This window comes from Pseudomonas sp. Pseusp9 (genome assembly GCF_059491265.1).
Genome location: NZ_CP168500.1, coordinates 4,441,026 through 4,464,493, shown reverse-complemented (window position 1 = coordinate 4,464,493; position 23,468 = coordinate 4,441,026). Strand labels below are relative to the sequence as shown.

At 60.2% G+C, this 23,468-nt stretch carries 17 protein-coding genes; 12 read left to right on the top strand and 5 right to left on the bottom strand.

Annotation, left to right across the window (positions count from 1 at the left end):
* Positions 1 to 309 precede the first annotated feature (309 nt).
* The 6 genes from fadB to ACEN8E_RS20195 all read left to right on the top strand — a co-directional run bounded on the left by fadB (position 310) and on the right by ACEN8E_RS20195 (position 7,854).
* A complete protein-coding gene (fadB, locus tag ACEN8E_RS20220) occupies positions 310 to 2,457 on the top strand; it encodes a fatty acid oxidation complex subunit alpha FadB (RefSeq protein WP_495589594.1) in 2,148 nt (715 codons plus the stop codon).
* Positions 2,458 to 2,486: 29 nt separating this feature from the next.
* A complete protein-coding gene (gene fadA / locus ACEN8E_RS20215; RefSeq protein WP_093217731.1) occupies positions 2,487 to 3,662 on the top strand; it encodes an acetyl-CoA C-acyltransferase FadA in 1,176 nt (391 codons plus the stop codon).
* 98 nt (positions 3,663 to 3,760) lie between these two features.
* Positions 3,761 to 3,997: a DUF1653 domain-containing protein gene (locus tag ACEN8E_RS20210; protein ID WP_007986363.1), complete on the top strand. Its 237-nt coding sequence runs from the start codon at positions 3,761 to 3,763 to the stop codon at positions 3,995 to 3,997.
* Between the two features lie 114 nt (positions 3,998 to 4,111).
* Complete coding sequence (gene topA, locus ACEN8E_RS20205) at positions 4,112 to 6,739, top strand: type I DNA topoisomerase (protein WP_495589593.1); 2,628 nt, start codon at positions 4,112 to 4,114, stop codon at positions 6,737 to 6,739.
* A gap of 262 nt (positions 6,740 to 7,001) precedes the next feature.
* Positions 7,002 to 7,526, top strand: coding sequence for a DUF6586 family protein (locus ACEN8E_RS20200; RefSeq protein WP_495589592.1), 525 nt, complete (start codon positions 7,002 to 7,004; stop codon positions 7,524 to 7,526).
* A 94-nt stretch (positions 7,527 to 7,620) separates the two neighbouring features.
* On the top strand, positions 7,621 to 7,854 hold the full coding sequence (locus ACEN8E_RS20195) for a hypothetical protein (protein ID WP_008023011.1): 234 nt from the start codon (positions 7,621 to 7,623) through the stop codon (positions 7,852 to 7,854).
* 93 nt (positions 7,855 to 7,947) lie between these two features.
* On the opposite strand, the gene sulA is transcribed toward ACEN8E_RS20195, so the two are convergent.
* Together sulA and lexA are read right to left on the bottom strand one after the other, a co-directional pair.
* Positions 7,948 to 8,424: an SOS-induced cell division inhibitor SulA gene (gene sulA, locus ACEN8E_RS20190; RefSeq protein ID WP_495589591.1), complete on the bottom strand. Its 477-nt coding sequence runs from the start codon at positions 8,422 to 8,424 to the stop codon at positions 7,948 to 7,950.
* A gap of 10 nt (positions 8,425 to 8,434) precedes the next feature.
* On the bottom strand, positions 8,435 to 9,043 hold the full coding sequence (gene lexA / locus ACEN8E_RS20185) for a transcriptional repressor LexA (protein ID WP_007974043.1): 609 nt from the start codon (positions 9,041 to 9,043) through the stop codon (positions 8,435 to 8,437).
* Positions 9,044 to 9,272: 229 nt separating this feature from the next.
* Here lexA and ACEN8E_RS20180 point away from each other — a divergent pair, with 229 nt between their 5' ends.
* The 3 genes from ACEN8E_RS20180 (at position 9,273) to ACEN8E_RS20170 (ending at position 11,899) form a co-directional block, all read left to right on the top strand.
* Positions 9,273 to 9,980, top strand: a complete 708-nt coding sequence (locus ACEN8E_RS20180) for a TetR/AcrR family transcriptional regulator (protein ID WP_057400206.1) — start codon at positions 9,273 to 9,275, stop codon at positions 9,978 to 9,980.
* 170 nt (positions 9,981 to 10,150) lie between these two features.
* A complete protein-coding gene (nagZ, locus tag ACEN8E_RS20175) occupies positions 10,151 to 11,149 on the top strand; it encodes a beta-N-acetylhexosaminidase (RefSeq protein ID WP_495593359.1) in 999 nt (332 codons plus the stop codon).
* A 12-nt stretch (positions 11,150 to 11,161) separates the two neighbouring features.
* Complete coding sequence (locus tag ACEN8E_RS20170; protein WP_495589590.1) at positions 11,162 to 11,899, top strand: S-methyl-5'-thioinosine phosphorylase; 738 nt, start codon at positions 11,162 to 11,164, stop codon at positions 11,897 to 11,899.
* Between the two features lie 139 nt (positions 11,900 to 12,038).
* On the opposite strand, the gene ACEN8E_RS20165 is transcribed toward ACEN8E_RS20170, so the two are convergent.
* The 3 genes from ACEN8E_RS20165 to mfd are packed head-to-tail and all read right to left on the bottom strand — an operon-like array spanning position 12,039 to position 18,782.
* Positions 12,039 to 14,732, bottom strand: coding sequence for an SNF2-related protein (locus ACEN8E_RS20165; protein ID WP_495589589.1), 2,694 nt, complete (start codon positions 14,730 to 14,732; stop codon positions 12,039 to 12,041).
* 11 nt (positions 14,733 to 14,743) lie between these two features.
* Positions 14,744 to 15,322 carry a CsiV family protein gene (locus tag ACEN8E_RS20160; protein ID WP_495589588.1) on the bottom strand — a complete coding sequence of 193 codons (579 nt, stop codon included), beginning with the start codon at positions 15,320 to 15,322 and terminating at the stop codon, positions 14,744 to 14,746.
* 10 nt (positions 15,323 to 15,332) lie between these two features.
* On the bottom strand, positions 15,333 to 18,782 hold the full coding sequence (gene mfd / locus ACEN8E_RS20155) for a transcription-repair coupling factor (protein ID WP_495589587.1): 3,450 nt from the start codon (positions 18,780 to 18,782) through the stop codon (positions 15,333 to 15,335).
* 363 nt (positions 18,783 to 19,145) lie between these two features.
* Between mfd and ACEN8E_RS20150 the strand changes: the two genes are divergently transcribed.
* From ACEN8E_RS20150 to sthA, 3 genes are all read left to right on the top strand, one after another.
* Positions 19,146 to 20,609, top strand: coding sequence for a glyceraldehyde-3-phosphate dehydrogenase (locus ACEN8E_RS20150; RefSeq protein WP_495589586.1), 1,464 nt, complete (start codon positions 19,146 to 19,148; stop codon positions 20,607 to 20,609).
* A 212-nt stretch (positions 20,610 to 20,821) separates the two neighbouring features.
* Positions 20,822 to 21,847 carry an FAD:protein FMN transferase gene (locus tag ACEN8E_RS20145; protein WP_495589585.1) on the top strand — a complete coding sequence of 342 codons (1,026 nt, stop codon included), beginning with the start codon at positions 20,822 to 20,824 and terminating at the stop codon, positions 21,845 to 21,847.
* 207 nt (positions 21,848 to 22,054) lie between these two features.
* On the top strand, positions 22,055 to 23,449 hold the full coding sequence (sthA, locus tag ACEN8E_RS20140) for a Si-specific NAD(P)(+) transhydrogenase (RefSeq protein WP_007984277.1): 1,395 nt from the start codon (positions 22,055 to 22,057) through the stop codon (positions 23,447 to 23,449).
* The last annotated feature ends 19 nt before the right edge of the window (positions 23,450 to 23,468 follow it).

Below are 23,468 nucleotides of genomic sequence, written 5' to 3'. Positions count from 1 at the left end.
CTTATGAATGACTCCACATGCAGCCGCATGTTGCAGGCCTTCGTCTTACAGAAATGACCGCAAAGTCGCTTTTCAACCCGCATTCTGGGCGATTGACAATTGGCGGAAATTCCGTGAAGGTGGCGTACCCAAATCAAACGGGCGTATGAATTGAGCGTTTGTATTTCAGACCGCTCCTACAGAATCCCGACTATCGCGTTGGCGGGTGTGCCGGGCAGATTGGCGTAGCATCGACGTTTAAAGTCCTGCCAAGCCGGTCGCCTGCTTCCGACGTGTACTGTTCAGCTTCCATATCGTGGAGATCAGTTGATGATTTACGAAGGTAAAGCCATCACGGTTAAGGCTCTTGAAAGTGGCATCGTCGAACTGAAGTTCGACCTCAAGGGTGAGTCCGTCAACAAGTTCAACCGTCTAACCCTGAACGAACTGCGTCAGGCCGTAGACACCATCAAGGCAGATGCTTCGATCAAGGGCGTGATCGTCAGCAGTGGCAAGGACGTGTTCATCGTCGGTGCCGACATCACCGAATTTGTCGACAACTTCAAGCTGCCGGATGCAGAACTTGTTGCTGGCAACTTAGAAGCCAACAAAATTTTCAGCGATTTCGAAGACCTCAACGTCCCGACCGTCGCCGCGATCAACGGCATCGCGCTGGGTGGTGGCCTGGAAATGTGCCTGGCGGCGGACTACCGCGTCATGTCCACCGCGGCCAAGATCGGTCTGCCGGAAGTCAAGCTGGGCATCTACCCGGGCTTCGGCGGTACTGTGCGCCTGCCGCGCCTGATCGGTGCCGACAATGCCATCGAGTGGATTGCCGCCGGCAAGGAAAACCGTCCTGAAGACGCGCTGAAAGTGGGCGCTGTCGACGCAGTGGTTGCTCCAGAGCAGCTGCAGGACGCCGCGCTGGAACTGATCAAGCGCGCCATCTCCGGCGAGTTCGACTACAAGGCCAAGCGCCAGCCAAAGCTGGAAAAGCTGAAGCTGAACGCCATTGAACAAATGATGGCTTTCGAAACCGCCAAAGGTTTCGTGGCCGGCCAGGCTGGCCCGAACTACCCGGCGCCGGTCGAAGCGATCAAGACTATCCAGAAAGCCGCGAACTTCGGTCGCGACAAGGCGCTGGAAGTCGAAGCTGCCGGTTTCGTCAAGCTGGCCAAGACCTCTGCCGCGCAGAGCCTGATCGGCCTGTTCCTGAACGATCAGGAACTGAAGAAAAAGGCCAAGGCCTACGACGAAATCGCCAAGGACGTGAAGCAGGCTGCCGTATTGGGCGCCGGCATCATGGGTGGCGGTATTGCCTATCAGTCGGCTTCCAAAGGTACGCCGATCCTGATGAAGGACATCAACGAGCACGGTATCGAGCAGGGTCTGGCCGAAGCCGCCAAACTGCTGGTCGGCCGCGTTGAAAAAGGCCGCATGACCGCCGCGAAAATGGCTGAAGTGCTCAACGGCATTCGTCCAACCCTGTCGTACGGTGATTTCGGTCACGTGGACCTGGTGGTGGAAGCGGTCGTCGAAAACCCCAAGGTCAAGCAGGCCGTACTGGCTGAAGTTGAAGACAAGGTCAAGGAAGACACCATTTTGGCGTCCAACACCTCGACCATTTCCATCACCTTGCTGGCCAAAGCCCTCAAGCGTCCGGAAAACTTCGTCGGCATGCACTTCTTCAATCCGGTGCACATGATGCCGCTGGTGGAAGTGATCCGTGGCGAAAAGTCCAGCGAGCTGGCGGTCGCGACCACCGTTGCCTACGCCAAGAAAATGGGCAAGAACCCGATCGTCGTCAATGACTGCCCGGGCTTCCTGGTCAACCGCGTGCTGTTCCCGTACTTCGGCGGTTTCGCCAAGCTGGTCAGCGCCGGTGTGGACTTCGTCCGTATCGACAAGATCATGGAAAAATTCGGCTGGCCAATGGGCCCGGCCTACCTGATGGACGTGGTCGGCATCGACACCGGCCACCACGGTCGTGACGTGATGGCCGAAGGCTTCCCGGACCGCATGAAGGACGACAGTCGCTCGGCCGTTGACGTGCTCTACGAAGCCAAGCGCCTGGGCCAGAAGAACGGCAAGGGCTTCTACGCCTACGAGACCGACAAGAAGGGCAAGCAGAAGAAAGTCGCCGATCCGTCGGTGCTGGAAGTGCTCAAGCCGATCGTTTACGAGCAGCGTGAAGTCACCGATGAAGACATCATCAACTGGATGATGATCCCGCTGTGCCTGGAAACCGTGCGTTGCCTGGAAGACGGCATCGTCGAAACCGCTGCCGAAGCCGACATGGGTCTGGTCTACGGTATTGGTTTCCCTCCATTCCGTGGCGGTGCGCTGCGCTACATCGACTCGATCGGTGTGGCAGAGTTCGTTGCCCTGGCTGACCAGTACGCTGATTTGGGCGCGCTGTACCACCCGACCGCGAAGCTGCGCGAAATGGCCAAGAACGGCCAGAGCTTCTTCGGTTAAGCGCCCCCAACTAGAGTGAGAGTGAACTTATGAGCTTGAATCCTAGAGACGTCGTGATTGTCGACTTCGGTCGTACTCCGATGGGCCGCTCCAAGGGCGGCATGCACCGCAACACCCGCGCCGAAGACATGTCGGCGCACCTGATCAGCAAACTGCTGGAACGTAACGTCAAGGTCGACCCGAACGAAGTCGAAGACGTGATCTGGGGCTGTGTGAACCAGACCCTGGAGCAGGGCTGGAACATCGCGCGCATGGCGTCGCTGATGACCCAGATCCCGCACACCTCGGCCGGCCAGACCGTCAGCCGCCTGTGCGGCTCGTCGATGAGCGCTCTGCACACTGCCGCGCAAGCGATCATGACCGGCAATGGTGACGTATTCGTCGTTGGCGGCGTCGAGCATATGGGCCACGTGAGCATGATGCACGGTGTCGATCCGAACCCGCACATGTCGCTGTACGCGGCGAAAGCCTCGGGCATGATGGGCCTGACCGCGGAAATGCTGGGCAAAATGCACGGCATCACTCGCGAGCAACAGGACGCTTTCGGCGTGCGCTCCCACCAACTCGCCCACAAGGCGACCGTGGAAGGCAAGTTCAAAGACGAAATCATCCCGATGCAGGGCTACGACGAGAACGGTTTCCTGAAAACCTTCGACTACGACGAAACCATTCGTCCGGAAACCACCCTGGAAAGCCTGGCGGCGCTGAAGCCGGCATTCAATCCTAAAGGTGGTACCGTGACTGCCGGTACTTCGTCGCAGATCACCGATGGTGCTTCGTGCATGATCGTGATGTCGGCGCAGCGCGCACAGGACCTGGGTATCCAGCCTCTGGCAGTGATTCGCTCGATGGCGGTGGCGGGTGTGGATCCGGCAATCATGGGCTATGGTCCAGTACCGGCCACACAAAAAGCATTGAAGCGCGCGGGTCTGGGTATCGCCGACATCGACTTCTTCGAGCTCAACGAAGCTTTCGCCGCACAGGCCCTGCCAGTGCTGAAAGATCTGAAAGTGCTCGACAAGATGAACGAGAAGGTTAACCTGCACGGTGGCGCGATCGCCCTGGGCCACCCGTTCGGTTGCTCCGGTGCGCGTATCTCCGGCACTTTGCTCAATGTGATGAAGCAGAATGGCGGCACCTTCGGGGTGGCCACCATGTGCATTGGTCTCGGCCAAGGCATCTCCACCGTCTTCGAACGCGTTTAAGCGTTCCGTTGATGGAAGCCGGGGCCAAGTGCCCCGGTTTTTGTTTTTCCGGGTTTATTTTGTTTTTTATTTGAAAAAATTTGAGTGAGGGCCAAAGCATGCCGATACAACCTGGGCTCTACCAACATTACAAAGGTCCGCAGTACCGCGTATTCAGTGTTGCGCGGCATTCGGAAACCGAAGAAGAAGTGGTCTTCTATCAAGCCCTGTATGGCGATTACGGCTTTTGGGTGCGTCCCTTGAGCATGTTCCTGGAGTCCGTCGAGGTTGACGGTGAACAGGTGCCACGCTTTGCTCTGGTGCAGGCCGAAGAAAGCCTTTTTACCAAGCCATAAGCTGAGTTCGCGCAATACCCTGCGCTTGACCTCACCTTGTTGCCACTATATATAGCGGTGCCGCGTCAGGCGCCAATCGCCTTTCACTTCTCGAATTCAGGAATTTTCTGATCCATGGGCAAATCGCTGGTCATTGTGGAATCCCCGGCTAAGGCCAAGACCATCAACAAGTATTTGGGCAACGAATACGTGGTGAAGTCGAGTATCGGCCATATCCGAGACCTGCCCACCAGCGGTTCGGCTAGCGCCAGCAAAGAGCCAGCCGCCAAGCGCGGCAAGGCTGCTGCGGGTGAAGCGCCGGCACTGTCGCCGAAAGAAAAGGCGCGCAAGCAGCTGGTCGCGCGCATGGGGGTCGATCCCGATCATGGCTGGAAAGCCAAGTACGAGATCCTCCCGGGCAAGGAAAAAGTCATCGAAGAGCTGCGCCGGCTCGCCAAGGATGCTGACACCATCTATCTCGCAACCGACTTGGACCGCGAGGGGGAAGCCATTGCCTGGCACCTGCGCGAAGCCATCGGTGGTGACGACAGCCGCTACAAGCGCGTGGTGTTCAACGAAATCACCAAGAAGGCGATTCAGGAAGCCTTCTCCCAGCCGGGCGAGCTGGATATCGACCGTGTCAATGCCCAGCAGGCGCGCCGCTTCCTCGACCGCGTCGTCGGTTACATGGTTTCGCCGCTGCTGTGGGCCAAGATTGCCCGTGGCCTGTCCGCCGGTCGCGTGCAGTCGGTTGCCGTGAAGCTGGTGGTGGAGCGCGAGCGTGAAATCCGCGCGTTCATCCCGGAAGAGTACTGGGAAGTTCACGCCGACCTCGGCACCGCCAAAGGCGCGACCGTGCGTTTCGACGTGGCCCGCGAGAAAGGCGAAGCCTTCAAGCCGCTCAATGAAGCCCAGGCCATGGCGGCGCTGGAGAAGCTCAAGGCTTCCAGCTACAGCATCGTCAAGCGCGAAGACAAGCCGACCAGCAGCAAGCCGTCGGCACCGTTCATCACTTCCACCCTGCAGCAGGCCGCGAGCAACCGCCTGGGCTTCGGTGTGAAGAAAACCATGATGATGGCCCAGCGTTTGTACGAAGCCGGCTACATCACCTACATGCGTACCGACTCCACCAACCTCTCGGCCGATGCCGTGGCGATGGCGCGTACCTATATTGAAGGCGAGTTCGGCAAGAAGTACCTGCCGGAAACCCCCAACGTCTACAGCAGCAAGGAAGGCGCACAAGAGGCTCACGAAGCGATTCGTCCGTCCGACGCCAACACCGAGCCAAGCAAGCTGTCGGGCATGGAGCGTGACGCTGAGCGCCTCTACGAGCTCATCTGGCGCCAGTTCCTCGCTTGCCAGATGCTGCCGGCGCAATACCTGTCGACGACCGTCACCGTGGGTGCCGGTGACTTCGAGCTGCGTGCCAAGGGCCGCATCCTGAAGTTTGACGGTTACACCCGTGTCATGCCGCAAATCGCCAAGCCGGGCGATGACGACGTATTGCCGGACATGGCCCAGGGCGACGCGATGAAGCTGATCAAGCTTGATCCGACCCAGCATTTCACCAAGCCGCCGGCGCGTTACTCGGAAGCCAGCCTGGTGAAGGAAATGGAAAAACGCGGTATCGGTCGTCCTTCGACCTACGCGGCGATCATTTCGACCATCCAGGACCGCGGCTACGTGGCGCTGCACAACCGTCGCTTCTACTCGGAAAAGATGGGCGACATCGTCACCGAGCGTCTGGCCGAAAGCTTCTCCAACCTGATGGACTACGGCTTCACGGCGGGCATGGAAGAGCATCTCGATGACGTGGCCCAGGGCGAACGCGACTGGAAAAACGTGCTCGACGAGTTCTACGGCGACTTCAAGAAAAAGCTCGAAGTGGCCGAAAGCCCGGAAAGCGGCATGCGTGCCAACCAGCCGGTGATGACTGACATTCCGTGCACGACCTGTGGTCGTCCGATGCAGATCCGTACTGCGTCGACTGGCGTGTTCCTGGGTTGCTCGGGCTACAGCCTGCCACCCAAAGAACGCTGCAAGGCCACCGTCAACCTGGTGCCGGGCGATGAAATCGCTGCGGACGACGAGGGTGAATCGGAGTCGCTGGTGTTGCGTGGCAAGCATCGCTGCCCGATCTGCAGCACGGCGATGGATGCCTATCTGCTCGATGAGAAGCGCAAGTTGCACATCTGCGGCAACAACCCGGATTGCGATGGCTACGAAATCGAAGAGGGCACTTATCGCATCAAGGGCTATGAAGGTCCGAGCCTGGAGTGCGACAAGTGTGGCAGCGAAATGCAGCTCAAGACCGGCCGTTTCGGCAAGTTCTTCGGTTGCACCAATGCCACCTGCAAGAACACCCGCAAACTGCTGAAGAGCGGTGATGCGGCGCCGCCGAAGATGGACCCGGTGAAGATGCCTGAGCTCAAGTGCGAAAAGGTCAACGACACCTACATTCTGCGCGACGGTGCATCCGGCCTGTTCCTGGCGGCCAGCCAGTTCCCGAAAAACCGCGAGACCCGTGCTCCGCTGGTGATGGAAATCATCCCGCACAAGGATGAGATCGATCCGAAGTATCACTTCCTGTGCGAAGCGCCGAAGAAAGACCCGGATGGCCTCCCGGCTGTGATTCGTTACAGTCGCAAGACCAAGGAGCAGTACGTGCAGACCGAGGTCGACGGTAAGCCGACTGGCTGGAAAGCGTTCTACGACGGCGGCAAGTGGAAAGTCGAAGACAAGCGTCCGGCAGCCAAGGCTTAAAGCCGCCAACCCCCTGTAGGAGCGAGCTCGCTCGCGATGGTCGTCAACGATAACGCGGGCCTTCAGAATGCCCGCGTTGCTCTCAGGTCCATCGCGAGCAAGCTCGCTCCTACAGGAAGCCGGCACCATCGCCATTAAAGGCCGTATGGAAACCCTCGGGTTTTCATGCGGCCTTTTTGTTTTGTGCTTGCGGTCGGATCGGCTGATCCATGACACTGTCAAACCTGCATGAAGCAATTATTTCGTTGTGGAGGCTGCCGTCATGGCCCACGAACTTTATACCCGCACCAATCAGAAGATTTACTTCGCCGGCTTGTCGCTGGAAGCACTGGCCCGTACTGAAGAAAGTCGGGCGATGAATTCGCTGGCGCTGATCCAGGCCGGGCGCGAATCCGCGCTGTTTCACCTGTACGGCGCGCTGTTGGGCCTGTGTCACGAAATCGCCGGTTTCTATCGCTTGCCTCAGGCCAATGCGCCCCGTGCAGAGTTGTTGCTGACTCGCGAGGTGCTGGAATCCATCGCCATTCCGGAAATGGCCGAGATGGTCGAGCTGGCCAATAACCCGGAAACCTGGCTGGCCAGACTGTTGGCCGCCCATGCTGCGCTGTTTCAGCCGCCACGCGCGCCGCACAAGCCGAAAGGAGACGTGACCCAGCCACTGATTCAGGCTGTCAATCTGGATGAAGAGGACGCACCGGAGGAGCTGAGCCGGGAGGAGCTGGAGAGCTGGCGTCAGAACCTGAAAGCGTTGGCGATCCGGTTTCGTGAAGGGTTGAACGAGTGCTGACACTCGCAGTCGGGTAATGACATCTGGTCAAGATCCCAAGCGAAGCCCGAGCGATGCCTATATAATCCCCGCCTTTCGTGGAGAACAGTCCTTTATGCCAACGTCCTTTCTAGAAATTGTCGAGTTACCAGACGGCCGTATCGAGCTGCGCAGGGCCGAGGACGAGGGTTCTCTGGTTACTTTGGATTTCTCCGAGGACGCCAAAGCGTTCCTGCAAGGGCAGCACGTGGAAGTCGCCAAGGCGATGTTGAGCGTCGGTGTGCAGATGGCAGGTCGCCTGGTTGAAGGCGAATTCGACAAGGAAGAGGGGACGCGGGTTCTTCATTGATCCCCGCCTGTCGTTTTTCTTGATCTCGCTCCTCATCGGCTTCTCTGCCCCTGGAGAAGCCTCGCGCGGTGAAGCCCGCGTCTTGCCTGTCAGTTAACCCAATCGAATATTCAGGCTCTGAGCGTCCCCGGTGCGGGCGGCGCTGATCAGTTGTTGCCGCGATTGGGGGCTCAACGGGTTGATCCAGCTGACCACCGTGTGGCTGCGCCCCAGGCGCAGCGCTTCGCAGGTCAGTTGCTGGGCGCTCTGGGTGCCTCTGGGTTGCAGCAACAGGATACGTTCGCGGTTGAGGCCGGCATCTCGCAGCCAGGCTTGAGTCAGGCTGGCGGGCGGCGCGATCAATGTCAGCCAGCGTGCGTCCTGGTCCTGGCTCAATTCCCTGAGGATGGGTGCCAGAAGGCTCAGGCAGTTCCCGGCTGCACCACGCAGTGACAGCTCGCTGAAAACGTCAGGTTCGGCGCTCCAGGGGGACTCGACTACGTCTTTCAGAATCGGCGTCAATGGCTGTGCCATGAACGCTTCGAACAACGACAGTTGGGCTTGCTGTGGTGATGTCTGTGGGAACTGCATGGTGCCTCCTTTAGCGGCGAATGACGCCGACACTCAAGCCTTCGATCACCAGTTCCTGATCTTGTAGGTTCACTTCGATAGGGGCGAACTCGGGGTTCTCGGCGATCAGCCAGACTTTGCTGCCGTCGCGCTTGAAACGCTTGACGGTCACTTCGTCGCCGATTCGCGCAACCACGATCTGGCCGTTACGGGCTTCGCGGGTGGTGTGGACCGCCAGCAGGTCGCCGTCGAAAATGCCGACATCCTTCATGCTCATCCCGTGGACGCGCAGCAGGTAGTCGGCACGCGGATGGAAGAAGGCAGGGTTGATGTTGCAGGACTCTTCGATGTGTTGTTGCGCAAGAATCGGGGCGCCGGCTGCGACCCGGCCAATGATCGGCAGGGTGGAGTCGTCGGCCTTGGCTTCGAAGCCAGGGATGCGAATGCCACGGGAGGCGCCAGGCGTCATCTCGATTGCACCCTTGCGGGCCAGCGCCTTGAGGTGTTCTTCCGCCGCATTGGGTGACTTGAAACCCAGTTCCTGAGCGATTTCCGCGCGGGTAGGAGGATATCCGTTGTCTTCCAGGCAGCGTTTGATGAAAGCCAGAATCTCTGCTTGTCGTGGCGTCAGCTTTAGCATATTGATCGCTCTGTTTTTTTATACAGTGACTGGGATTATATACAGTGGAGCGGTCTTGGCAATGCTCCATTTTTCACTCGCCGCCGGACGGTCAATCAGTCAGTGGATTGAAGCTTTGTCGTTGTGTGGTTAAATGTCTGACCGACCATTCCCAAAACGGACTGTCAGACTTGACAAGGCCCAGGCTGAAACGTATGTTTCAAACAAGTGTTTGTCAGGCGGAGTAGCCATGGCCCAGTCGGAAACCGTTGAACGCATTCTTGATGCCGCCGAGCAGTTGTTCGCGGAAAAAGGCTTCGCGGAAACCTCGTTGCGTCTGATCACCAGCAAGGCAGGTGTCAACCTGGCGGCGGTGAACTATCACTTCGGTTCGAAGAAGGCGTTGATCCAGGCGGTTTTCTCGCGGTTCCTCGGGCCGTTCTGCATCAGTCTCGATAAAGAGCTGGAGCGGCGTCAGGCCAAGCCTGAAATCAGGCCGACACTTGAAGAGTTGCTGGAAATCCTCGTCGAGCAGGCACTGGTGGTGCAGCCGCGCAGTGGCAACGACCTGTCCATCTTCATGCGTTTGTTGGGGCTGGCGTTCAGTCAGAGCCAGGGGCACTTGCGCCGTTATCTGGAAGACATGTACGGCAAGGTGTTCCGCCGCTATATGATGCTGGTCAACGAAGCGGCGCCGCGTATTCCCCCTATCGAACTGTTCTGGCGCGTGCACTTCATGCTCGGTGCTGCAGCGTTCAGCATGTCCGGTATCAAGGCCTTGCGCGCGATTGCTGAAACCGACTTCGGCGTGAACACCTCGATCGAGCAGGTCATGCGGCTGATGGTGCCATTCCTGGCCGCCGGCATGCGCGCCGAATCCGGTGTGACGGATGCGGCCATGGCCACTGCCCAGTTGCGTCCGCGCAGTAAATCGACACCGGTTGCCGCCAAGGTTTAACCGTACACGGGTGGGCGCGGCAGCTGACATCCGCTAAGCTAGCCGCCCATGCCGACTCTGTTTCTGAACCCGTTTCCCATCGATACCGCCGACCTGCCGGGCACAGCCCCCGGCGGCGAATCCGTGTGGGGCGGGTTTTCTGTTATCAAGGAAAAACTATGACTGCTGGCTTGCAAGGCTCGTTGATGGTGGACGTCGCCGGTACCTGGCTGACGGCTGAAGATCGCCAATTGTTGCGCCAGCCCGAAGTGGGCGGCCTGATCATCTTTGCCCGTAACATCGAGCATCCGCGGCAAGTGCGTGAGCTGAGTGCAGCCATTCGGGCCATTCGTCCCGACCTGCTGTTGGCGGTGGATCAAGAGGGTGGCCGCGTGCAGCGCCTGCGTCAGGGGTTCGTGCGGTTGCCCGCCATGCGCGCCATTGCCGACAACCCGAACGCCGAATACCTGGCCGAGCAGTGTGGCTGGATCATGGCGACCGAAGTGTTGGCCGTTGGCCTGGACCTGAGTTTCGCCCCGGTGCTCGACCTCGATTACCAACGCAGCGCCGTCGTCGGCACCCGTTCGTTCGAAGGTGATCCCGAGCGCGCGGCCTTGCTCGCGGGTGCTTTCATCCGCGGGATGAACAGCGCGGGCATGGCGGCCACCGGCAAGCACTTCCCCGGTCACGGCTGGGCCGAAGCGGATTCCCACGTCGCAATCCCGAATGATGAACGCAGTCTCGATGAGATCCGCGCCAACGACCTGGTGCCGTTTGCCAGATTGAGCAAGCAACTGGCCGCGGTCATGCCCGCCCATGTGATCTATCCACAGGTCGACGCCCAGCCGGCCGGTTTTTCCCGTCGCTGGTTGCAGGAAATCCTGCGCGGCGAGTTGCAGTTCGACGGAGTGATTTTCAGTGATGACCTGTCCATGGCGGGGGCTCACGTGGTCGGCGATGCCGCCAGTCGAATCGAGGCAGCGCTGACTGCCGGTTGCGACATGGGCCTGGTGTGCAACGACCGTGCGGCCGCCGAGCTGGCCCTGAGTGCTGCCCAGCGGCTGAAGGTCAAGCCATCCGGGCGTATTGCGCGGATGCGCGGCCAGTCGTTCGCCAGCACCGATTACCGTCAGGACCCGCGCTGGCTGACCGCTGTCGGCGCGCTCAAAGAAGCTCAATTGATTGATTAAGGACTGTTCGTTATGACGGTTTACGCAATTATCGGTGGCACTGGCCTGACTCAGCTCGAAGGCCTGAGCATTCGTCAGTCACTGACAGTGGACACGCCTTACGGTGCACCCTCGGCCGACGTTCAGATCGGCGAATATGCCGGCAAGGAAGTACTGTTCCTTGCACGTCATGGTCATCCGCATCGTTTTCCGCCGCATCAGGTCAACTACCGCGCCAACCTCTGGGCGCTGAAGCAGGCCGGGGCGCAGGCGATTCTTGCGGTCAATGCCGTGGGTGGCATTCATTGCGCCATGGGCACAGGGCATTTCTGCGTGCCGCATCAGTTGATCGACTACACCAGCGGTCGTGAGCACACTTACTTTGCCGATGATCTGGAGCACGTCACCCATATCGACTTCAGCTATCCCTACAGCGAAGCGTTGCGCCAGCAACTGATCGCGGCATTGGCGGCGGAAGGCGTGGGTTACAGCAGTCATGGCGTGTATGCGTGTACTCAAGGGCCGCGCCTGGAGACGGTGGCTGAAATCGCCCGGCTGGAGCGTGATGGCTGCGACATCGTCGGTATGACGGGTATGCCGGAAGCGGCCCTGGCCCGCGAACTGGAGCTGGATTACGCCTGCCTGGCGCTGGTGGTGAACCCGGCGGCGGGCAAGTCGACGGCGGTGATTACCATGGCCGAGATCGAGCAGGCCTTGCAGGATGGCATGGGCAAGGTGAAATCGACGTTGGCGCGGGTGCTCAAGGGCTGATCAGTCGATACACCGAGTCGACCCCTTCGCGGGCAAGCCCGCTCCCACAGGTTCAGTGTCGTTCGCAGAGATCGTGTTCGACGCGGTCACTGTGGGAGCGGGCTTGCCCGCGAAGAGGCCGGATCAAACACTGCAAATCTCAGCGTTTTTCGAGGTTTTTCGGCAGCGGCGCAAACAGCGCCTCGATATCATCGTTCTGCAGTTTCCAGTCCCCGGCCTGGCGCCCATCCAGCACGCCGGCCGCGAGGTCGGATTTTTCCTTTTGCAGGTGCTGAATCTTTTCTTCCACCGTACCGCGGGCAATCATTTTGTAAACGAACACCGGCTTCTCCTGGCCGATGCGATACGCCCGGTCGGTCGCCTGGTTTTCCGTCGCAGGGTTCCACCACGGGTCGTAATGAATCACCGTGTCCGCTTCGGTCAGGTTCAGGCCTACGCCACCGGCCTTGAGGCTGATCAGAAAAATCTGACGCTTGCCGCTCTGGAATTCCTTCACGGGTGTGCGGCGGTCACGGGTCTGGCCGGTCAGCAGGGCGTAGGCCACGCCGCGTTTGTTCAGTTCGTCTTCGATCAGCGACAGCATTGAGGTGAACTGGGAGAACAGCAGGATCCGCCGGCCTTCCTCGAACAGTTCCTCGAGCATTTCCATCAGGCTGTCGAGCTTGCCTGACGTGCTGCCACGGCTCGGCAGGGTCGCCTCGTTGACCAGGCGCAAATCGCAGCACACCTGACGCAGCTTGAGCAGCGCTTCCAGAATGATGATCTGGCTGCGGGCCACGCCTTTGCGGGTAATCTCGTCGCGGACTTTCTTGTCCATGGCCAGGCGCATGGTCTCGTAGACATCGCGTTGGGCCTCGTTGAGCTCGACCCAGTGGATGATCTCGGTTTTCGGTGGCAACTCGGTGGCCACCTGTTCCTTGGTGCGGCGCAGCAGGAACGGCTTGATCCGGCCGTTGAGGTGCTGAAGCCTGACTTCGCTGGTGCGCTTTTCAATCGGCACGCGGTAATCGCGGTTGAAGCTTTTGACGTCGCCCAGCCAGCCGGGCAGGAGGAAGTGAAACAGCGACCACAGTTCACCGAGATGGTTTTCCAGCGGTGTGCCGCTCAGGCACAGGCGCTGCCTTGCATTGAGCTCGCGGGCAGCCTGGGCGGCCTTGCTGCCGGGGTTCTTGATGTATTGCGCTTCGTCCAGCACCAGTATGTGCAAGGGCTGCGCCGCGAGGCGTTCGACATCCTTGGGCAGCAGCGCATAGGTGGTCAGGATCAGGTCGTAATCGGCCAGCTTGTCGAAATGCTTTTTGCGGCTGGCACCGTACAGCGCCAGTACTTTGAGCTGCGGCGTAAAGTGCGCCGCTTCATCGAGCCAGTTGGGGATCAGGCTGGTCGGCATCACGACCATGCACGGCCGATCGAGGCGCCCGGCGTTTTTCTCGCTCAGAACGTGCGCCAGTGTCTGCAGGGTTTTGCCCAGGCCCATGTCGTCCGCGAGAATTCCACCCACTTCCAGCTGCCGCAGTGATTGCATCCAGCTCAGGCCTTCGAGCTGATAGGGGCGCAGCGTCGCATTCAAACCGTCCGGGGCGGCGGCCGTGTGGTCCTTGATGTCGCGCAGGCGCTGGGCAAAGGTGCGGATCTGGTCTCCACCCTCCCAGAGCAGTGGCATGTCTTCCAGCGGGTTCAGGCGTGTGGCATCGGCCTTGCTCAGGCGCAGCGTGGTTTCGCCGGGCTCCTGCAGGTAGAACTCGCCGAGTGTCGCCAGCACCGGCTTCAAGCGGCCGAAGGGCAGGGCGACTTGCAACGGGCCGTGCTCGGAGTTCGGGCGATTGGGGATATTGACCAGGATCAGCTCGTCGTCGCGTCGTCGGGCAAGGCGTTCCGGGTTGAGGATTTCGGTGTGGGAGCGCATCAGGTTGAGCAGGATCGGCAACAGGCTCAGGCGTTCGCCGTTGACGATGATCCCCAGCTCCAGGTCGAACCAGTCGCGCTCCGGCACCTGTTCGACCGTGGCGTACCAGTCGTCTACCGCCGTCAGGTCGAAACCGAAGTCTTCGTCGATCTGCAATTCCCAGCCGTGGGTGCGCAACTTCGGCAGTTCATTGAGGGTGAAGGTCAGCCAGGCGCTGTCATTGACCATCTCGAACAGCTCGCCGGCGCTTTCCGGCAAGGCCTTGCTTTGCCGGGTGGCCACTTTGAAGCCGAGGATTCGCAGCTGTTCGCGGTAGGACTGTTCCACTTCCGGGTGGCGTTTTATCCGCAGCGTCTGGGTTTCCTGGCGAATCAGGATGTCGGCGTTTTTCTGACCGGAAACGTATTCGTCGAGATAACTGAAAGACAGCGCCGCGCGATGCTGAATGTAGCGCTGCATTCGACCGTTGCGCGGTTCGAACGCACTGAACTCGATGCTGGCCAGCCACAGGCGCGGAATGGGTTGCACATTGTCCACCAGCACTTGTGGCGGGGCTTTCGGGCTGCGGTTTTCCAGGACTGCCTGGAGTTTTTCCAGGAGTTCGGCGTCTTTGGCGGCGGCGGGGTAGTCGAGGGTTTCCTGCACTTGCAGGAGCACCGCTGCGCAATGTTTGCAGTTGTTGTGGACCGGGCAGGAGCATGTGGCGTCGACCATCAGCAAAGTGCCCTTGGCTGACTCGCGCAGGCGAATGGTCTGACGGTAAACGTTACTGCCAGAGCCTTCGCAGGCGGCGATGATCGTGGCGTCGCCGGCTTCAACGATCCTGACACGATTCTCCAGCGCGTAGCGGCGGCCACGCTCCAGGCTCTGTTCCTTGAATCGGCTGACCCAGGACGGCGCCAGGGGTTTGCTCAGGGTCGCGGACATAGGGACTTCAATCAGTCCGGAATTTCTTCGGGAGCTGGGCGAGGGGCTGGGGCGGTCAGCGAGGTGATCTTGATCAGCAGGCCGAGGTGCCCGTTGTCGAGGAAGTTCAACTGGCCGTTCTTGGTGTGGCTTTCCTGTTTCAAGCGCTCGCTGGCAGTCACCATGCCATTGGCATCGATCTGATTGACCCAGAAGTCGGCGTCGACGTCGGTAAAGCGTCCCAGCTTCATGTTCAGCGTGCCCTCGATCGGGAACTGACCATATTGTTCCTTGCCGTCGCTGATCGCCACTTTGCTGGCAGCTTCGCCGAGGGTCTGTTGCCAGGCCTTGTGCAGCAACACCGTGTAGTCGGCGCTGCTGGTGAGCTTTTCCACTTCGCCATTGAGGCTTGGCGTACGCAGGCTGTCGGGGCTGACGGACTGGGCGCCAGCCGCCCAGTCTTCCGGCGCGGCACGGCTGACAATCGCCGGCACGGCGTTTTGACGGACCAGAATCATTTCGACCTGATACAGGTCATCGGCAAATGCCGTGGGTGCAGCCAGTGCTGGCATCAACAGGGTCAGCAAGGTCAGTGAACGAAACAGGCGCATGCGGCGTCCTTCAAGCAGTTTTCGGAACGAGGTGCTCGAAGAGCGCCTCTACAGTATTAAAGCGCTCTTCCGGGCGCTCCATCGGAACCATGAACTTGAACATCGTGGCGCCTTCGAATTTGTAGCGTTTTGGCTGGCTCTGGATCAGCTTGATCAGGGTCAGCGGGTCGACCGGCGTCTGTGCGGCGAACTCGACGCGACCGCCTTGCGGGCCGCCATCGACTTTCTTGATGCCCAGTTGCTCGGCCTGCAGTTTCAATGCAGTGATGCGGATCAGGTTCTTGGTCGGTTCCGGCAACAGGCCGAAACGATCGATCATCTCCACCTGCAAATCCTTGAGGCCGTCTTCATCGGTGGCCGAGGCAATGCGCTTGTAGAGAATAAGGCGGGCGTGGACATCCGGCAGGTAATCTTCCGGAATCAGCGCCGGTACCCGCAAGTTGACTTCCGGGCCACCGCCCAGCGGTTGATCGAGGTTCGGCTGCTCACCCTTGCGGATCGACTTCACTGCGCGCTCGAGCATTTCCATGTACAGCGTGAAACCGACAGCCTGGATCTGCCCGCTCTGGCCGTCACCGAGCAGTTCGCCGGCACCACGGATTTCCAGGTCGTTGGTGGCGAGCACGAAGCCCGCGCCGAGATCCTGGGTGTTGGCAATCGCTTCCAGGCGCTTTTCCGCGTCCGGGGTGATTTGCTGGCGCGGTGGGGTCAGCAGGTAGGCATACGCCTGGTGGTGACTGCGTCCGACCCGGCCACGCAACTGGTGCAACTGCGCCAGGCCGAACTTGTCGGCGCGCTCGATGATGATGGTGTTGGCGCTCGGTACGTCGATGCCGGTCTCGATGATGGTCGAGGCGATCAGCACGTTGAAGCGCTTGTGGTAGAAGTCGCTCATCACCTGTTCGAGTTCGCGCTCACGCATCTGCCCGTGACCGATGCCGATTCGTGCTTCCGGTACCAGCTCGGCAAGATCGGCGGCGCATTTCTCGATGGTCTTCACATCGTTGTGCAGGTAGTAGACCTGACCGCCACGCAGCAGCTCACGCAGCAGGGCCTCTTTGACCGTGCTCTTGTTCTGCTCCATGACAAAGGTGCGCACCGAAAGGCGGCGTGCCGGCGGCGTGGCGATGATCGACAGGTCACGCATGCCCGACACCGCCATGTTCAGCGTGCGCGGAATCGGCGTGGCGGTCAGGGTCAGGATGTCGACTTCGCTGCGCAGCGCCTTGAGCTGTTCTTTCTGGCGCACGCCGAAGCGGTGTTCCTCGTCGATGATCACCAGGCCCAGGTTTTTGATCTTGACGTCGTCCTGCAGCAGCTTGTGCGTGCCGATGACGATGTCGATCTTGCCTTCGGCCAGGTCCGCGACCGCTGCGTTCACTTCCTTGGCCGACTTGAAGCGGCTCATCACTTCCACGGTCACCGGCCAGTCGGCGAAGCGGTCGCGGAAGCTGTTGTAGTGCTGTTGGGCGAGCAGGGTGGTCGGCACCAGGATCGCCACTTGCCTGCCGCCATGCACGGCAATGAACGCGGCGCGCATCGCCACTTCAGTCTTGCCGAAGCCAACGTCGCCGCACACCAGGCGATCCATTGGCTTGGGCGCGAGCATGTCGTCGCGCACCGCTTCGATGGTGGTTTGCTGGTCCGGGGTTTCCTCAAACGGGAAACCCGCGCTGAAGGTGGCGTAGTCGGCTTTCGGGTCGGCGAACGCGTAGCCTTCACGGGCTGCGCGGCGTGCATAGATGTCGAGCAACTCGGCGGCCACGTCGCGAACCTGTTCGGCGGCCTTGCGCTTGGCTTTCTGCCAGGTTTCGGAGCCGAGGCGGTGCAGCGGGGCCAGGGCGTCGTCGCTGCCGGTGTAGCGGGCGATCAGGTGCAGGTTGGCCACCGGCACATACAGCTTGGCGCCTTCGGCGTATTCCAGGGCAAGGAATTCAGCGGTCTGGCTGTCGATTTCCAGGGTCGCCAGGCCCAGGTAGCGGCCGACACCGTGGTCGATATGCACCACCGGCGCACCTTCGCGCAATTCGGTGAGGTTCTTGATGACGGCATCGTTGTTGGCATCGGCGCGCTTTTCGCGGCGGCGACGCTGCATCACGCGCTGGCCGAACAACGGGCTTTCGGCAACCAGGGCCAGCGCCGGGTCGTCGAGCTGCAGGCCTTCATCGAGTGGCGCGATGGTAATCGCCAGGCGTTCCTTGCCGGCGACAAAGTCCGGCCAGCTGTCGACGGTTTTCGGTCGCAGCTTCAGGCGTTCCAGCAGCTCCAGCAGCACTTCGCGGCGGCCTGCCGATTCGGCGGTAAACAGCACGCGACCGGGGAACTGGTCGAGGAAACCCGACAGCGCCGCCAGCGGCTGGGTGGCCTTGGCTTCGATGGCCAGGTTCGGCAATTCCCGCGCGGGAAAACGCTCACGGCCGGAACCGCTTTCCACGTCCTGTTGGCTGGCGACCACTCGTGGCCAACTCTTCAGGCGGGCGAAGCAGTCTTCCACCGGCAGGAACAGCTCGGCGGGCGGCAATAAAGGACGGGATGGATCGACGCGACGCTCTTCGTAGCGATTGCGCACGTCGTTCCAGAAGTTTTCCGCCGCTTGCTCGATGCCTGGCAATGAGAACACTTGCGTGTCCTGGGGCAGGTAATCGAACAGCGTGGAGGTTTCTTCAAAGAACAGCGGCAGGTAGTACTCGATGCCGGCGGGGGTAATTCCGCTGTTGAGGTCCTGGAAGATCGGGCAACGGCGGAAGTCGACATCGAAGCGCTCGCGGAACCGGGCCTTGAAGCGGGTAACGGCTTCTTTCTCCAGCGGGAATTCCTTGGCCGGCAGCAGCTTGACCGAGTCCACCTTGTCGATGGAGCGCTGGTTCTCCGGGTCGAAGGTGCGCAGGGTCTCGATTTCGTCGTCGAACAGGTCGATGCGATACGGCAGCTTGCTGCCCATCGGGAACAGATCGATCAGCGAGCCGCGTACGGTGAATTCGCCATGCTCGTACACGGTATCGACATAGCGATAACCGGTGGCTTCAAGCCGGGTGCGCATCTGTTCGACATCGAGCTTCTGGCCGACATCCAGCACCAGGCTGCTGCCAAGCAGGAATTTGGTCGGCGCCAGGCGGTGCAGGGCAGTGGTGATCGGTACCACCAGCACCCCGTGGCTCAGCTCCGGCAATCGATACAGCGCGGAAATTCGCTGGGAAATGATGTCCTGGTGCGGCGAGAACAGGTCGTAGGGCAGGGTTTCCCAGTCGGGAAAGTGCAATACGGGCAAATCCGGGGCGAAGAAACCCAGCTCCTGTTCCAGCCGTTCGGCACTTTGGCTGTCGGCGGTCAGCAGCAGGGTAAAGCGCTTGGCAGCGCTGGCGGCCTCGGCAATGGCCAGGCTCAGGGCGGCACCGGGCAGGTTGCCCCAGTGCTGTTTACCTGCCGCGGCAGGGAGAAGCGGTAGACGCAGAACGGGCACGGAAGGTTGAGCTCCAAGCGTTGCGACAAAGTCGGTAATTGTAGCGGTCTACGATGCCGCCTGTCAGTTGCTGACTGTGTCTAAAGCACGGGTTTGGCGAAATGTAGTGGTAAAGACAAAATTCTGCGCTTTTTTACCTGAAATTAATGAATATGTAGTGGCAAAAACAACGAGTGTTACGGAGGGTTACGGATAAGGAGACTTGGGCTCCAAAAAATTGACTGCGCTGAAAGCCCCGGTTTTATTGGGCTGGAGCGCGGCGTAATTTTTTTGAACGACGAATTGTTACGTAAAGCACGACGGGCGCGCATTGCTACCGCTGTCACTCGGCGGCATAATGTAGCCCCTTTTTTCTGCCCCTACATGTGGAAGGTTCCCGTGACTCAGAAGCCCGACCAGTGTCTTGGTGAATGGATCGACCGTGAAGCACTCGCAGAAGCGATGATTCCGCTTATCGGTCAGCTCTACCGCAATAACAACGTGGTGAGCTCGATCTATGGCCGCAGCCTGATCAACCGCTCGGTGATTTCGATCCTCAAAGCACACCGCTTTGCCCGTCATCGCCAGACCGACGAAACCGAACTCTCCGTCCACGAAACATTCCCGCTGCTCAAAGCGATGAGCGAGCTCAAGCTCGGCGCCGCCTCGGTAGACCTGGGCAAGCTGGCGGGCAAATACAAGGCCCAGGCCAATGGTCGTACTGCCGAGCAGTTCGTCCGTGAAGAACTGGCCGACGTGGTTGGCCAGCAGAACGCTTCCGCCCGCAAAGGCACCGACGTTGTCCTGTACGGCTTCGGTCGTATCGGCCGTCTGCTGGCACGCATCCTGATCGAGAAAACCGGTGGCGGCGACGGCCTGCGCCTGCGTGCCATCGTTGTGCGCAAGGGTGCCGAAAACGACCTGGTCAAGCGCGCCAGCCTGCTGCGTCGTGACTCGGTGCATGGTCCGTTCGACGGCACCATCACCATCGACGAAGCCAGCAACACCATCACCGCCAACGGCAACCTGATCCAGGTTATCTACGCCAAGAGCCCGGCCGAAGTCGACTACACCCAGTACGGCATCGAAAACGCGCTGATCGTCGACAACACCGGCGTATGGCGTGACGCTGACGGCCTGGGCCAGCACCTGGCCTGCCCGGGCGCTGCCCGCGTGATCCTCACCGCACCTGGCAAGGGCGCGCTGAAGAACATCGTGCACGGCATCAACCATGGCGACATCAGCCCTGACGACAAGATCATCTCGGCGGCTTCCTGCACCACCAACGCCATCGTGCCGGTGCTCAAGGCAGTCAACGACAAGTACGGCATCGTCAACGGCCACGTCGAAACCGTTCACTCGTTCACCAACGACCAGAACCTGATCGACAACTTCCACAAGGGCAGCCGTCGTGGCCGCGCCGCGCCGCTGAACATGGTCATCACCGAGACCGGTGCCGCCACTGCAGCCGCCAAGGCGCTGCCAGTGCTCAAGGGCAAGCTGACCGGCAACGCGATTCGCGTTCCTACGCCGAACGTGTCGATGGCCATCCTGAACCTGAACCTGGAAAAGGCCACCACTCGCGAAGAGATCAACGAGTACCTGCGCCAGATGGCCATGCACTCGGAACTGCACAAGCAGATCGACTACGTGAGCTCCCAGGAAGTGGTTTCCACTGACTTCGTTGGCTCGCGCCACGCAGGCGTAGTGGACGCTGAAGCGACCATCACCCAGGATAACCGCGTTGTTCTGTACGTCTGGTACGACAACGAGTTCGGTTACAGCTGCCAGGTGGTTCGCGTGATGGAAGACATGGCCGGTGTAAACCCGCCAGCATTCCCGCGCTAAGCCTTAGCTGCACATGAAAACGCCCCGACCCTGGTCGGGGCGTTTTTGTTTGTGGGTTTGCGTAGGAGCGAGCTTGCTCGCGAAAAAATCACAGGTGGCGCGGTTCTCCAGGCAGCGCGCGTCATCTTCACGTCCTTCGCGGGCGAGCCCGCTCCTACAGAGGTGGCGCATAATGGCGTGCCATGGTGTTGTGTCAGGGGCGTGATTGGGAGATGCAGTACTTGTTGATCAAATGGCGGAGCATTTTCTTTGTACTGTTCGGCATGTTGGCGGCCTGCGGCAACGGCGACGCCCTGGAAACCCTGGGCGGTCCGACCATGGGCAGCACCTGGTCGATCAAGTACGTCCGTCACGCCGGTCTTCCCGCACCGGCAGTCGTCCAGATAGAGGTCGAAAGGATCCTGGCCGAAGTCGACCGGCAAATGTCGACGTACCGCAGCGATTCCGATATCGAACGCTTCAACGCATTGCCGGCCAACCGCTGTCAGGTGATGCCGGCGCCGATCCTCGAACTGGTCCGCGTAGGCGAGCAGCTGTCAGTGCAAAGCGATGGTTCCTACGATTTGACCGTGGAGCCGTTGCTGAATCTCTGGGGATTTGGCCCGCAGGCCCGTGAGGAAAAGGTCCCGACCGCCGAAGCGCTCGTCGAAACCCGCAAACGCGTCGGTCACCAACATTTGCGCATCGACGGCGACCAGCTGTGCAAGGACGCCGCCGTCGAGGTCGATTTCAACAGCATCGCAGCCGGTTATGCGGTGGACACGATTGCCGCAAGACTCGAGGCAATGGGCATTCACGATTACCTCGCCGAGGCGACGGGTGAGCTCAAGGCGTCCGGCAGGAAGGCCGACGGTTCGCCATGGCGCATCGCCCTGGAAGAGCCTCGGGATGACCGGCAGGTCGCCGAACGCGTCGTGCTTGTCGATGGTTATGGCTTGTCCACCTCCGGCGACTACCGGAACTATTTCGAGCAGGGTGGCCAGCGTTTTTCCCACACCTTCGATGCGCGTACCGGTGCGCCGGTCTCACATGGCCTGGCATCCGTCACGGTGATTCATCCTTCGGCGTTGATGGCCGATGGCTTATCGACGCTGTTGCTGATTCTCGGTCCGGAGCGCGGTTGGGACTACGCAGAAAAACACGATATCGGCGCATTTTTTGTGATTCGTGCCGATACAGGTTTCGTCACACGCAGCAGTCACGCTTTTGAACGCCTAAGTGGCAAAAAAACCGAGTGATTGTGGCGATTCGAGCATTGAAAACTGGCGTTGTAGTGCAGGCAAAAGTAGCCTACGACGCGACCAAGGGTTAATGTGCGCGGCGTTGACGCTTCTATAGACTGTGTCCGGGTTCTGCACAGGCCCCAAATTGTTCCTTCATGCCACAGATTGGCGTGATTTAGCCGCAGGTGCCGAGGGTGCCGCGGCCTGTTCTGAGGAGTACGCATGGCTGTCTACAACTACGACGTGGTGGTGTTGGGTTCCGGCCCGGCGGGGGAAGGCGCGGCAATGAACGCCGCCAAGGCAGGGCGCAAGGTGGCGATGGTCGATAGCCGTCGCCAGGTCGGCGGCAACTGCACTCACTTGGGCACCATCCCGTCCAAGGCACTGCGTCACTCGGTGCGGCAGATCATGCAGTTCAACACCAACCCGATGTTCCGGGCCATTGGCGAGCCGCGCTGGTTCTCGTTCCCGGACGTGCTGAAAAGCGCCGAGAAAGTCATCTCCAAGCAAGTCGCTTCGCGTACCGGCTACTACGCCCGTAACCGCGTCGACGTGTTCTTCGGCACCGGCAGCTTCGCCGACGAGCAAACCATCGAAGTGGTCTGCGCCAACGGCGTGGTCGAAAAACTGGTGGCCAAGCACATCATCATCGCTACCGGTTCGCGTCCATATCGCCCGGCGGACATCGATTTCCACCACCCGCGTATCTACGATAGCGACACCATCCTCAGCCTCGGCCACACCCCGCGCAAACTCATCGTTTACGGCGCTGGCGTGATCGGTTGCGAATACGCCTCGATCTTCAGCGGCCTGGGTGTGCTGGTCGAGCTGGTGGACAACCGTGGTCAATTGCTCAGCTTCCTGGATTCGGAAATCTCCCAGGCCCTGAGCTATCACTTCAGCAACAACAACATCACGGTTCGTCACAACGAAGACTACGACCGTGTCGAAGGCGTGGACAACGGCGTGATCCTGCACCTCAAGTCCGGCAAGAAGATCAAGGCCGACGCCTTGCTCTGGTGCAACGGCCGTACCGGCAACACCGACCAGTTGGGTCTGGAAAACATCGGCGTGAAGGTCAACAGCCGTGGCCAGATCGAAGTCGACGAGGCGTACCGCACTTGCGTGCCGAACATCTACGGCGCCGGTGACGTGATCGGCTGGCCAAGCCTGGCCAGTGCCGCCCACGACCAGGGCCGTTCGGCTGCCGGCAGCATCGTGGACAACGGTAGCTGGCGCTTTGTGAATGACGTGCCGACCGGCATCTACACCATTCCGGAGATCAGTTCGATCGGCAAGAACGAGCAGGAGCTGACCCAGGCCAAGGTGCCTTACGAAGTCGGCAAGGCGTTCTTCAAGAGCATGGCGCGTGCGCAGATCGCCGGCGAGCCGCAAGGCATGCTGAAGATCCTGTTCCACCGCGAGACCCTGGAAGTGCTGGGTGTTCACTGCTTCGGTTATCAGGCGTCGGAGATCGTGCACATCGGCCAGGCGATCATGAACCAGCCGGGTGAATTGAACACGCTCAAGTACTTCGTCAACACCACGTTCAACTACCCGACCATGGCCGAAGCCTATCGGGTAGCGGCATACGACGGCCTCAACCGGCTTTTTTGAGCGGCTCCGGCCGGTGGCC